This window comes from Psychromonas antarctica (assembly GCF_022267535.1).
Lineage (GTDB): Bacteria > Pseudomonadota > Gammaproteobacteria > Enterobacterales > Psychromonadaceae > Psychromonas > Psychromonas antarctica.
On record NZ_JAHNZV010000083.1, the window covers coordinates 1 to 13,268 of the forward strand.

Genomic DNA, 13,268 nt, shown 5'->3' on the forward strand with positions numbered 1-13,268 from the left:
CGTTCACCTTTATTTGCGCCATTGAAATGGCTGTGAATAAAAACAGCAGATAAAGGTGCAGTAAGAGATATCAGCAAGCTTAAGTAAAAACCGATACGTTCACCTTTATTTGCGCCATTGAAATGGCGGTGAATAAAAACAGCAGATAAAGGTGCAGTAAGAGATATCAGCAAGCTTAAGTGGAAAGCTAATAGCCCAAAAAAGCCAGTTATGTCAATGCATAACTGGCTTTTTATTTATCTAACATGGTGGCGTTCAAATCAACTAATTTTAAATCCCCCTACTAGTTTTTGTAATTTTTCTGCCAGCTGCATTAGCTGCAGGCTCGCCTGCGAAGTATCATTAGCCCCTTCCGCGGTAAGTTCTGCCGACTCATTAATCGCCGTTATATTATTATTTACTTCTTCAGCCACCACCGACTGTTCTTCAACGGCAGCTGCAACTTGCGTATTCATATCATTAATATGCGTAATCGTCTCAACAATACTATCAAGTGCTTCACCCGTCATTTGAGACTTAACCACGGTATCCTGAGCTTGAGTTTGACTTTCATTCATAACTTTCACCGCGTCACTGGTGCCTAATTGTAGGACTTGGATCATATCCTGTATTTCGCTAGTTGACACTTGAGTTCGCTGCGCTAGGTTCCTAACTTCATCTGCAACCACAGCAAAACCTCGGCCTTGTTCTCCAGCACGAGCAGCTTCTATCGCTGCATTTAAAGCCAATAAATTAGTTTGCTCTGAAATCCCTTGTATCACCTCTACGACGGAACCAATATCAATAGATTTTTTTTCTAATGATTTAATAGTAGCAACTGATTGCTCAACTCGTTGCGCTAGATTTTGAATAGAAGCAATAGTTTCATCAACGATATCTTTACCATTTTGAGCTTTGTTTTTAGCATCTTGCGTGGCTTCGGAAGACTTTGAAGCGAGTTTTACAACTTCTTGAATACTGTAGGACATTTCATTAATAGCAGTGGCAACTTGAGTTGTAAGTTCTTTCTGCTCAATGGCAGCCTTACTTGTTTGTTGTGATACCGCAGAAGCTTGATTTGCACTACTGGCAATGCCGTCCCCAGTGTTTGCAATCCCCCGAATTAATTCTTTTAGGTTTGCCGCCATCTCTGAAACGGAAAGGTAAATACCAGTGGAGTTACTCGTATCAGAGAAATCATAGGTTAGATCTCCTGTCGCGATTGTTTCTGTGATGCGGGCTATTTCTCGGGGTTCCCCACCAATCGGCTTTTTAATAACTTTAGCAATTAACCATGACATAACGATGCCAATGAGTACACTGATAAGCGAAACCCATGTTACAAATGAAACTGAATTTTCAGCATCCTTTTGCGCTTGCTCCCCTAATAAATCCTGTTCTCCTTTTACTGAAATCCCCACATCTGCAATTTTTCCCGCAAAAACAGACCCAATTCGATTAAGAGTATTAATATGATTGTTGCGTTTAATAATGGTGCTGTAAATTTCATCAAGCGCGTTTAGGTAAGTTTCATGGTATTGGTCCCATTGATCCAAAAATTTATTGCCTTGAGCGGAGGTCATCACCTTTCTTAAAGCCTCTCTTTCATCCGTTAGATTTGTTCCTAACTCCAGTTTTGCCCGTTTATAATCACTCTCAGAGTGATTCTCTAAAAATTTAACGGCGTAGAAATGGCCTAATAATAACGCTTCTTCAGCTTTGGCTATATTATATTCAGCTGAAAATAGCAGCTCATCGTGAGCGTAGTCAAACATGCTTGTCATCAGTTCACGTATTGCAGTCCCCGCTGGATCTAAATCGCTTTTCACCTTCAGATCGCGATGCGCAATAAGCTTAACAATTTCAGCGAAACTGCTCTTATACTCATCAACTAGGGCAATTGCCTCGCTGATATCTTTAGCTCTTTGTGAATTTTTTATGGTTTTTTTCGCTTGTGCTAAGGAATCTTCTAAATTGAATAAGTTTTGCTTGTACTCCGTAAGCACAGCTTGCGTAGGAGTGCCTAAATATGCCGAGACACTTAAATTTGCCATAAGCGATTCTGTTTGTAGCCGACCAGCTAGGTTACTCTCTTGAGCAAGGCCTCTGTAACCTTTGAAGTTACCATAACCCGAATTTAAACCATTATAGGCAAATGCTGAAATAAGGCAGAGTAATAACAGTATGGCTGCAAATGCCGCGTTTAACTGAACGGAAAGTTTTAAGTTTTTGAACATTAATTAATTCCTTAAAAAAAATCAGGCATAGCAAACTACTACTTGTTCTAGTTCCCTACAGTTAAGAGCGTTAGCTAAAAACACATTATTTTATTTGAATTTTGATAATCCAATGTTAAATGTAAACGAAAGCAGTTTAAAATGTAATGTAATTGAGTATAGTTTGCTGTACTTCACAGTCTTCTTTGATGGTTTTTAGAAGCAACTATTTCCTGCTTGCAATTTCCAAAAAACGTTCAATCATCATGTAATATAGACGACCCCCCTTACACTCTGGCTGCCTTGATAAAAAATCAATAGGCACTTCAGACAACTCAAATTTATTCTCTTACTATCGTGAATACCAATCAAACGATAGGCAAAATAATGAGTTTACTCGATCATATGATAAGTGAACGACTTAACCACTTATCTTAGTTAAGCGCTTTAACACTGTCTCGCTCCACTAGTGTAGGATCTAAATTAATTTCGACATTTTTTTCACGACGGCTTTGAATTTTATCCAGCAAAGTATCAAAGGCTTTTTGCCCCAAATTAAATTTTGGCTGATGAATAGTGGTCAGCGACGGAGTGATAAACTTAGCAAGACTGATGTCATCGTAACCAATAATCGACAGGTCATCAGGAACGGATATGCCGTGCTTATTGGCTGTATTGATAACCCCCATCGCCATCATATCATTACAGACAAACAGCGCTGTCGGCATGTCCGCTCCAGCTGCAACTAAAATAGTTTCAAAAGCCTGCTTTCCGCCTTCACATTCAAAATTACCAAAGGCGTGCCACTTTTTGTTAATTTCAATATTAGCTTCCTGCATGGCCTTAATATAACCGGCGAAACGTGCTGATGTTGCCTGTTTGTCACGTGGACCGCTAATACAGCCGATTTTGGAATGACCTTTATTGATCAGATACTGGGTTGCTAAATAACCGCCGTGATAAGAGTTATCCTGTATTTTGTCACAGGGAAAATTTGTCTCGCCACAGTCCATGAGCACAGTAGGAACAGGTTTGTGACGTCCGAATATATTTAAATTCTGGCTGGCTACCTCGTCACTCATCAGTAGTAAACCATCAACCTGTTTTTGTAACAGCATATCAATATTGAAATTCAAGCGATCCAGATCACCTTCGGTATTACACAAAAGCAGATTATAGCCCTGTTCATAACAACGCCTTTCCACTCCTTTTACTACTTCAGCAAAAAAAGGATTGGTTGATGTTGTTACCAGCATGCCAAAGGTACGTGTGTTTTTAAGTTTTAAGCTGCGCGCCAATGCAGAGGGTGCATAATGCAGTTCTTCAACCCCTTTCATTACACGTTCGATAATATCTGCGCTTACATAGCGAGTTTTATTAAGAGCATGGCTTACCGTTGAAGTCGACACGCCTGCATGTTTTGCCACATCTTTGATAGTTGCCATAGTATTATGATTATCCTTATTAAAGTGGATCAGTTATTGATTGCGGCGAGAAGAAAGTTATCGACTGCATTTCGATGGGGTATCGATGTCTGTGCACCGACACCCGTGACCGTGATCGCCGCGGCGGCGTGCGCGAAACGAATGGCATCAGCTAATACCGCACCTTCTAATAATCGCGTTAGCAGTGCGCCGTTAAAGGTATCTCCAGCTGCCGTTGTATCAATCGCTTTTACACGGAATCCTTTTATCTGTTGGCCTTTCCCATTCTCACTGACCCACACCCCTTGACTGCCGAGCGTTATCATAACAAGCTTTATTCCCTTACTATGCAGCTGTTCCGCAGCCTGTTGCGCTGAGACCATATCGCTAACTTTAATACCCGTTAACTGCTCAGCTTCTGTTTCATTAGGCGTAATAATATCTATAAGTTTAAGTAAATTATCCGCTAAGGGTTGTGCAGGCGCCGGATTAAGTACAACTTGGGTTTGAGCTTCTCGGGCGATTTCAGCCGCGCTTATAATCGCTTCCATCGGGGTTTCTAACTGCATTAATAGCATTTGCGCATCAGCGATAAGATGGTGGTGAGGCTGCAGCCGAGATGCTGTCAAACAGGCATTGGCTTCAGCTGAAATACAAATACTGTTTTCACCGCTATCGGCAACTTGGATCATCGCAATCCCCGTCGGTTTGTTCTTTTCAACCATCACAGCTTCAACATTCATACCTTCTTCACTGAACGATTTTCTTATATTGACACCGAAACTGTCATCACCCACGCAAGCAATAAATGCAACATCGGCTCCTAAACGTACAGCTGCCACGGCCTGGTTTGCGCCTTTCCCGCCGGGAATAACAGAATAACCTCGGCCATGTAATGTTTCACCAGGACGAGGGAAAGAAGGGACCTGCAGAACATGATCTGCGTTGACACTGCCTAAAACGACTAATTTATTCATATTATTGACCACTTATAGTAGTTAACCGTGAAAGTAAAACATATTGATTAACACTGCCTTCAACAAAACTAATCAAACGGCTCTAAATAATTATCAGGTTTTAACTCAAGAAAACAGAGCCGGAAAAAACCGGCCCTGCAAGTTAGACTTATTTAACCACCATCATTAGCGCTACGGGAATATTTTTATCGACAGCTTCACCTTTTAAGAATTTTACTGCTGACTCAACACCAATCTCGCCAATTAGGGCAGGCTGCTGTGCAATAGTTGCACCCAGCACTCCACGTTTAACAGCGGCAATGCCGTCTTTAGTGCCGTCAAAACCTACCACTAAGATATCTTTACCTGAGGCTTGTACCGCGCGGATAGCGCCTAATGCCATTTCATCATTTTGTGCAAATACAGCTTGCGTATTAGGCTTAGAAGAAAGCATGTTTTCCATTACATTAAGACCTTTAGTACGATCAAAATCCGCAGGCTGACTGGCTAACAGATCCATCTTTTCACTTTTAACTGCGTTCATAAACCCTTTACCGCGTTCACGTGCCGCCGATGTGCCTGCGATACCTTCAAGTTGAATGACACGTGCATTTTTACCAATTTTTTCACTGATAAATTTACCCGCCATTTCTCCGCCCGCAACATTATCAGAAGCGATATGCGCCACTACCTCACCACGGTTTGCACCACGATCTAATGTGAGTACTGGTACTTTTGCCTGATTAGCTAAGCGAATAGCATTGGAAACCGCATCCGAATCGGTCGGATTAATTAAAATTGCTTTAACACCGCGCACAATCAAATCTTCAACATTAGCGAGCTCTTTGCTCGGATCATTTTGAGAATCAAGTACAATTAATTTGTAACCCATTTCATCGGCTTTCTTTTCTGCGCCATCTTTCATGGTGACAAAAAAGGGATTATTTAAGGTAGAAACAACCAGCGCAAGCGTATCTTGCGCCATTGCAGTTGCACTAAATGAAGCTGAAATCACAGCCGCTGAAATTAATGTCGTTAATTTTTTCATCTTTTATTCCTCTTTATCTTACGGTTATGAACGAGGGCGTTTTGCTCCCCGCAGTTTTTAAATTAAATTTTATTTATGTTTAGTATCAACCAGTACCGCAAGCAGAATTACCACTGCCTTAACAATCATCTGGTAGTACGATGAGACGTCTAATAAATTTAAAGCGTTATTTAATACACCGATAATAAGCGCACCAATCAGTGTCCCCATGATACGGCCCTTGCCGCCCATCAAACTGGTTCCCCCGACCACAACGGCCGCAATCGCATCTAATTCATACCCCATACCCGCGGTCGGCTGTGCCGATGATAAACGCGAAGTGATAATGATCCCCGCAAGTGCTGATAATAATCCACAGATCGAATAAACACCGATTTTAATGCGATCCACATTGATCCCCGATAAAAGGGTTGCAGACTCATTGCCGCCAAGGGCGTAAATATAGCGTCCGAAACGTGTATGATTTAACAAATACCAAATACTCGAGAAAACACCAATCATCAACCACACAGGGACCGGAATACCAAACAGATAGCCGGTACCAAACCAAGCAAAAACATCCGCAACATCAGTAAAACCGGTGGAAATGGGGCGGCCGTCGGTATACACCATTGTTACACCGCGTAGAAGCGTCATCGTTACCAGCGTAGCAATAAACGCTTGTACTTTGCCCTTGGCGATTATCATCCCCGCCACGGAGCCAAGTGCTGCTCCGCCCAATAATGAAACGGGCACTGCAATCAAAACAGGAATTTCCATGCTTATCATGCTGGCGGCAAAAGCACCGCACAATGCCAAAATAGAACCGACACTCAAATCAATGCCAGCAGTTAATATTACTAAAGTCATGCCCGCAGCTAAAATTGCAATAACTGACGTTTGACGCAGAATATTAAGTAGATTATCCACCGTAAAAAAGTATTCATTAAGAAATGACACGACAACAATCAGCATAATTAATGCGATTAATGACTTTTGCTCAATCAACCATTTTTTATTTATCACAGAGCCCACTTTAGGGCTATCCCCTGTACTTGTCACTTTGTTGTTCATGCTGATAACTCCTTCGTATTGTGACCAAAAGCACAGGCCATTATTTTTTCTTGGTCGGCATCACTCGCCATAAATTCACCGCTGATCCGTCCCTGATGCATTACTAGGATGCGATCACTCATACCTAACACTTCCGGCATTTCCGAAGAGACGAGGATAATGCTCATCCCCTCTTCTTTAAATTGATTGATAAGCTGATAAATCTCTTTTTTCGCACCGACATCGACCCCGCGTGTCGGCTCATCAAGAATCAATATCTTAGGCCGGGTCATTAAGCCTTTCGCAATCGCCACTTTCTGCTGATTACCGCCGGATAAGTTACCTATTATCTGATTTCTTGAAGGGGTTTTAATATTAAATAAGTGGATAAAATCCTCTACGGCAAGGGACTCAGCACGATGATCTAACTGCATTCCTTTAGAGAAATATTTTAAAGAACACAGAGACATATTTTCTTTAACAGAGAGTCCCAGTACCAGACCGTCACCTTTGCGATCTTCCGAAATATACGCGATGCCGCTGGCAAGCCCCTCTTGAGGGCTGCGCGGATCAATAGCCTTCCCTTCAACTAACAACTGCCCAGAATGACGTTTCAACGCGCCGTAAATAGCTTTCATTAATTCGGTACGACCAGCGCCCATCAGACCTGAAATCCCTAGTATTTCGCCATGGTCAAGTGTGAAGCTAACATCTTCAACACCAGCAGCTGATAAATTTTTAACTTCAAGACACGTTGTGCCATGTTTACTTTCAACACGCGGATACTGTTCATCCAGACGGCGTCCTACCATCAATTCAATTAAGGACTCTTCATCCGTTTCTGCAACCTTACGTTGCGCGATGAATTTCCCATCACGCAGTACAGTAATGTCATCACAAATTTGAAAAATTTCTTTTAAGCGGTGTGAGATATATACGATCCCATAACCTTCATCGCGTAACTCATTAATCACCGTAAACAATGATGCCGTTTCTGTATCCGTTAACGCATCAGTCGGCTCATCCATAATGATAACCTCCGACTTAAATGACAATGCTTTAGCAATTTCCACCATCTGCTGCTCACCAAGACTGAGCTCACCGAGTAACTGTGAAGGTTTATGTTTTACATTTAAGCGATCCAATAAGGCTTGAGCTTCGTCGAACATCACCGACCATTTAATAGCGCCGAAACGATTGGTTATCTCTCGGCCTAGAAAGATATTTTCTGCAATCGTTAATTCCGGAATAAGGTTAAGCTCTTGATGAATAATACCAATACCGGCTTCTTGGGAATGACGTGGGCCAGTAAATTTTACCTGTTTGTTTTTATAGAAAATTTCACCGTCATCTAACGAATAGATACCCGTCAATACTTTCATCAGTGTTGATTTTCCGGCACCATTCTCTCCCATCAACGCCATCACTTTACCGGGATAAACGTTTAAAGATGCATTATCCAGGGCCTTCACCCCAGGAAATGATTTATGAATGCCTTTCAATTCTAAAATGGGCTGGTTCATAACAGCTCCTTAACAATTATTGACTAGAAAAAAACTAAAAAACAACGCCAGCCTGAAAAATAACGTTCGCATAAGGAGTGCATTCGCCGGTGCGAACAACCGCTTTGCTGTTGCGGGTACGGGTTTTAAACTCTTCGTGGGCAATATAAGAAACGCTAATCTCCTTACCTTGCCTCTGCTCTTGTGCAATAAGCTTGAGTAATGCCCGATGTAGCACTGGATTTATTTGCTCAAATTCACTTGCCAGAATCACGCCGGTTATCTGCATCTCACCGAGCAGTACGCTAACCGTATCAATAAAGGTTGGAATGCCATGGGTTAGTGCCAGATCAATGCGCTGAGTTTGACTTGGAATAGGCAGCCCGGCATCACCAATAGTAATTTCATCGAAATGCCCGAGAGAGGCAACGAGGTAAGATAATTCAGCGTTAATGAGTGCTGTTTTTTTCATGCATTTCACCTTGTATATTCATTTGCGTTGGAAATCATCAATTTTAAAATAAGTAAGATAATCTTACATAAATAATATCGAATCGTTTGCGCAAACGTTTCGATGTATAAAATTTAGACTATAATAAAAACAATTGCACTCGCATTTGTTAATAAATGTGAGATAGATCGGAATGATAAACTTTAATTTTTGAGATGCAGATTATTATTAAAAGCTTGCTTGCTTAACCATAAAACTCTTGTTACTAATAAAAAAGCAGCTTACTGAGTAATGATTAAATTGTTTTAATACGATCTATTTTTAACGCTTTTAAACACATACTTTCTATATTTTTAACAAATTAACGACAAGGTAAATACCGTGACTAATCAACTCTTACAGTTAAAAAAAATGTCCACCGTCGTCGCTGATACAGGTGATGTTGAAGCAATTGCCAAATTTCAACCACAGGATGCAACTACCAATCCATCCTTGCTGTTAAAAGCAGCATCATTAGAAAAATATCAACATCTACTAATAGCAGCGAGTGACTGGGCAAAACAACAGTCGACCAATATTGAGCAGCAGATCCGAGATGCCGCCGATAAATTATCGGTGCTCATTGGCTTGGAAATTCTGAAAATAGTGCCAGGAAGAATATCAACAGAAGTTGATGCTCGCTTATCTTTTGATACCCAAGCGTCCATAGATAAAGCCCGAAAGTTAATCGCAATGTATCAACAAGCAGGTATTAATAACGATCGAATACTGATCAAACTTGCCTCAACTTGGGAAGGGATTAAAGCAGCTGAAGCACTTGAAAAAGAAGGTATTAACTGCAATCTAACTCTGCTATTCAGCTTTGCTCAAGCGCAAGCCTGTGCGCAAGCGGGTACTTATCTTATCTCCCCCTTTGTCGGTCGAATTCTAGATTGGCATAAAAAAGACACGGGCCGCAGCAACTATCCAGCAGATCAAGATCCAGGGGTTATCTCTGTGACTAATATTTATAACTATTACAAGCGGCAGGGTTATAAAACAGTTGTGATGGGCGCAAGTTTCAGAAGCATTGAAGAAGTACTCGCGCTGGCCGGTTGCGATCGCTTAACCATCAGTCCCGACTTAATGGCAGCATTAGAACAAAGTAATGAGCCTATCGATCAAAAACTTAACCCTGTTGCCGTTGCAGCAGAAGATGATGAGCGTTTGTCAGAAAGACAGTTCAGATGGTTAATGAATGAAGATGCGATGGCGACGGAAAAGTTAGCAGAAGGTATCCGTAACTTTGCTGCGGATCAAGTGAAATTAGAAAAGCAACTGACAGAGTTACTTCATAAATAACCTCAATTCTGGATAAGCTAAACGATACAGTACCGTTATTTACGCGTATTTCTGCGTTAAATCATCTGCCAATAACCAGTTATTGCTGCGATGATTCGCCTTGAACTACGCAAAACTAACAGCACTGTATAATATGTTTTTTAACTTGTTGATATTTAATCTGATTTCGCTTCCATTATCCAGAACTGAGGTTAAATAATTTAATGACAACTACCATAAACACAAAAAAACCGCGATATACGCGGTTTTTTAATCATCTTTAGTCGTTAAATATTATAGGCTGTTTGCAGTTTCAACTACATTTTTAACAGTGAAACCGAACATTTCAAACAACAGCTCAGCAGGTGCAGATTCACCAAACGTAGTCATGCCGATAACTTTACCGTTCAGACCCACATATTTGTACCAATAATCCGCAATACCCGCTTCAATAGCAACACGTTTAGCAACAGATGCTGGTAATACAGATTCTTTGTATTGTGCGCTTTGTGTTTCAAAAACATCGGTACAAGGAAGAGAAACAACACGTACCGCTTTACCTTGCGCAGTCAATTCGGCGTGCGCTTCAACGGCAAGTTGTACTTCTGAACCCGTTGCAATCAAGATGATCTCAGCAGGCGTAGTAGAATCAAGTAATACATAACCGCCTTTTGCAACATCAGCTAGCTGCTGTGCATCACGCGGTTGCGGTTGCAAATTTTGACGGCTAAAGATAAGTGATGTTGGACCATCAACACGTTCAATCGCTGATTTCCAAGAAACAGCTGATTCCACGCTATCACAAGGACGCCATGTGTTCATATTAGGCGTCAGACGTAAACTGGCGATCTGTTCAACAGGTTGATGCGTTGGCCCATCTTCACCTAAACCAATTGAGTCATGAGTAAACACTTGAATCGCGCGTTGCTTCATTAATGCAGACATACGTAAACCGTTACGTGCATATTCCATGAACATCAGAAAGGTTGCACCAAAAGGAATAAAACCTCTGTGCAGCGCCAACCCATTAACAATGGCTGACATAGCAAACTCACGGACACCATAATGCAAGTAGTTACCAGATGCGTCGGTAGCTGTAATCGCTTTCGTACCCGACCACATGGTTAGGTTTGATGGTGCTAAATCAGCTGAACCACCAAGCATCTCCGGTAACATGGCACTAAATGCTTCGATGCAGTTTTGTGATGCTTTACGTGTTGCAATATTATCTGAATTGGCTTGCAACTCTTCGATATAGGCGCTTGATTTTTCAGCCCATTGCGCAGGAAATTCGCTATTAATACGGCGCTTGTATTCAGCTGCGAGTTCTGGGTGAGCAGACGCATAGGCTGCAAATTTATCATCCCAAGATTGCTCTTGCGCCTGGCCCTGTTCTTTATTATCCCAACCTGAGTAGATATCAGCAGGGATTTCAAAATCACCGTAGTTCCAGCCTAATGCTTTACGGGTTGCAATAATTTCATCCGCGCCCAAAGGTGCACCGTGACAGTTATGCGTCCCCTGTTTCGCTGGTGAACCAAAACCAATGATTGTTTTACAACAGATAATGGTCGGTTTAGTCGTTTCAGATTTTGCTGCGATAATTGCCGCTTTTATCTCTTCACTGTTATGACCGTCAACAGAAATTACATGCCAACCGTAAGCTGCGAAGCGTTGTTGCGTATTATCTGTAAACCAGCCATCAACGTCTCCGTCAATCGAGATGCCGTTGTCATCCCAGAATGCAATCAGTTTGCCCAGACCTAAGGTACCCGCGAGTGAACAGGCTTCATGAGATATCCCTTCCATTAGGCAACCATCACCTAAGAAAGTGTAAGTGTGATGGTCAACAATGTCGTGACCTTCACGGTTGAATTGCGCCGCTAGTGATTTTTCAGCAATCGCCATACCTACAGCATTAGTCACACCTTGACCTAATGGGCCAGTAGTTGTTTCAATGCCAGGGGTATAGCCCAGTTCAGGGTGGCCAGGTGTTTTAGAATGCAGTTGGCGGAAAGATTTAAGATCCTCAATGGACAGATCATAACCGGTTAAATGCAATAGTGAGTAAATAAGCATTGAACCATGGCCGTTAGAAAGGATAAAACGGTCGCGATCTGCCCATTGTGGGTTAGTTGGATTATGTTTTAAGAAATCACGCCAAAGGACTTCGGCGATATCCGCCATCCCCATTGGAGCTCCAGGGTGACCTGAATTGGCTTTTTGTACAGCGTCCATGCTGAGGGCACGAATCGCGTTAGCTAGCTCTTTACGAGATGGCATGTTTTTCTCCTGATTAGGTTTTAGTTAAGTTCAATTGCTGAAAATTGATGAGTGGCAAATATAAGGCCGTGATTATCCCAAATGATCTGGCCTACTGGCAATGAAAAAGATAAAAAATAAGCACATATTTTTATAAAATAAAAAATCGTGTGCTTTATCACGGCATAAATTATCGAAAGTTTACTCACTTGTGACCATTTTGCGTTAATTATGTTGGATAAAGACTATGTTTGCCAATCGCCGTCTGCGAGTAAATCACCCACTTTAAATATTAATAGTCAAAGCCATTTACACAGCACAGCATTAATGAGTAACTTAGCGTCGTCTTTTTAAGCAGGACAAAAACTGACTAATGGTGCTCTGCATAACTGCCGTTTCTCTTCGGCCCGAATACAAAAACAATGTTTTTATCTAATAATATCTGTATCGTTTTATCAAAAAAAGTAATCGCTTCATCGCTGGGCTGATGTTTTAAAACTAACTCAATGGCGACATCAAACCCCTTACTATCCGGAAAAGCTGTTAATAATTCGCCCGATTCAATAAAATAAAGATACGTATTTATTTTTTCTTGTAGTGTGAAAAGGTGTACATTTTCAGCATCCCAAACCAACGAATCAATAATGGTTAAAAATACACGCTGCATCTCTTTTTCCATCCCGATAGCATCAATACTATCCGTTTCAATTACACTCATCATTTCGCCTTTTACTTTTATAATCCCAAAGGGCAAACGAGCGACCAATTGGCCATTCCCCCTTCAACACTGTAAACATCCAAATAACCTTGATTGCACAGATACTGGGCAGCGCCTTTACTGCTATTGCCATGATAACAGATAACAAATACGGGCGTGTTCAAATCAACCTCTTTTATAAACTCTTCAATTGTGTCATTAGTGAGATGGAATGCGCCTTCAATGTGGTCATTGTTATAACTCAAGTTTCGGGATTCAAAACAAACAATAAAACCCAAATAACTCGATGATTTTAAAGAGGTTGATGTCTCATTGTGGTAAAATACTTGTTAACTAGACAAAGGATAATACAACAAGAGA

The 13,268-nt window shown here is 41.4% G+C and carries 11 protein-coding genes; 1 reads left to right on the forward strand and 10 read right to left on the reverse strand.

Translation table 11 applies throughout. The annotated features are described in order from the left end of the window. Positions 1 to 260: 260 nt before the first annotated feature. From KSO91_RS13330 to rbsD, 7 genes are all read right to left on the reverse strand, one after another. A complete protein-coding gene (locus KSO91_RS13330; protein ID WP_238743492.1) occupies positions 261 to 2,216 on the reverse strand; it encodes a methyl-accepting chemotaxis protein in 1,956 nt (651 codons plus the stop codon). Positions 2,217 to 2,629: 413 nt separating this feature from the next. After that, positions 2,630 to 3,640 carry a substrate-binding domain-containing protein gene (locus KSO91_RS13335; RefSeq protein ID WP_238743493.1) on the reverse strand — a complete coding sequence of 337 codons (1,011 nt, stop codon included), beginning with the start codon at positions 3,638 to 3,640 and terminating at the stop codon, positions 2,630 to 2,632. 29 nt (positions 3,641 to 3,669) lie between these two features. Then, positions 3,670 to 4,596, reverse strand: coding sequence for a ribokinase (gene rbsK / locus KSO91_RS13340; protein ID WP_238743494.1), 927 nt, complete (start codon positions 4,594 to 4,596; stop codon positions 3,670 to 3,672). 148 nt (positions 4,597 to 4,744) lie between these two features. After that, positions 4,745 to 5,623, reverse strand: coding sequence for a ribose ABC transporter substrate-binding protein RbsB (gene rbsB, locus KSO91_RS13345; protein WP_238743495.1), 879 nt, complete (start codon positions 5,621 to 5,623; stop codon positions 4,745 to 4,747). A gap of 69 nt (positions 5,624 to 5,692) precedes the next feature. Further along, positions 5,693 to 6,676, reverse strand: coding sequence for a ribose ABC transporter permease (rbsC, locus tag KSO91_RS13350; protein WP_238743496.1), 984 nt, complete (start codon positions 6,674 to 6,676; stop codon positions 5,693 to 5,695). Then, positions 6,673 to 8,178, reverse strand: a complete 1,506-nt coding sequence (rbsA, locus tag KSO91_RS13355; RefSeq protein ID WP_238743497.1) for a ribose ABC transporter ATP-binding protein RbsA — start codon at positions 8,176 to 8,178, stop codon at positions 6,673 to 6,675. The genes rbsC and rbsA overlap by 4 nt, the downstream gene beginning before the upstream one ends. Positions 8,179 to 8,212: 34 nt before the next feature. Further along, complete coding sequence (gene rbsD, locus KSO91_RS13360; RefSeq protein WP_238743498.1) at positions 8,213 to 8,629, reverse strand: D-ribose pyranase; 417 nt, start codon at positions 8,627 to 8,629, stop codon at positions 8,213 to 8,215. Positions 8,630 to 8,989: 360 nt separating this feature from the next. Between rbsD and tal the strand changes: the two genes are divergently transcribed. Continuing rightward, positions 8,990 to 9,949 (forward strand): transaldolase, encoded by a 960-nt coding sequence (tal, locus tag KSO91_RS13365; protein WP_238743499.1) that lies wholly within the window; start codon positions 8,990 to 8,992, stop codon positions 9,947 to 9,949. 273 nt (positions 9,950 to 10,222) lie between these two features. Here the strand turns inward: tal and tkt are convergent, their stop codons facing one another. The 3 genes from tkt to glpE form a co-directional block, all read right to left on the reverse strand. After that, positions 10,223 to 12,211, reverse strand: coding sequence for a transketolase (tkt, locus tag KSO91_RS13370; RefSeq protein WP_238743500.1), 1,989 nt, complete (start codon positions 12,209 to 12,211; stop codon positions 10,223 to 10,225). Positions 12,212 to 12,560: 349 nt separating this feature from the next. Continuing rightward, complete coding sequence (locus KSO91_RS13375) at positions 12,561 to 12,911, reverse strand: DUF6572 domain-containing protein (protein ID WP_238743501.1); 351 nt, start codon at positions 12,909 to 12,911, stop codon at positions 12,561 to 12,563. A gap of 14 nt (positions 12,912 to 12,925) precedes the next feature. Further along, entirely contained in the window at positions 12,926 to 13,153 is a 228-nt protein-coding gene (glpE, locus tag KSO91_RS13380) for a thiosulfate sulfurtransferase GlpE (protein WP_238743502.1), read from the reverse strand. Positions 13,154 to 13,268 lie beyond the last annotated feature (115 nt).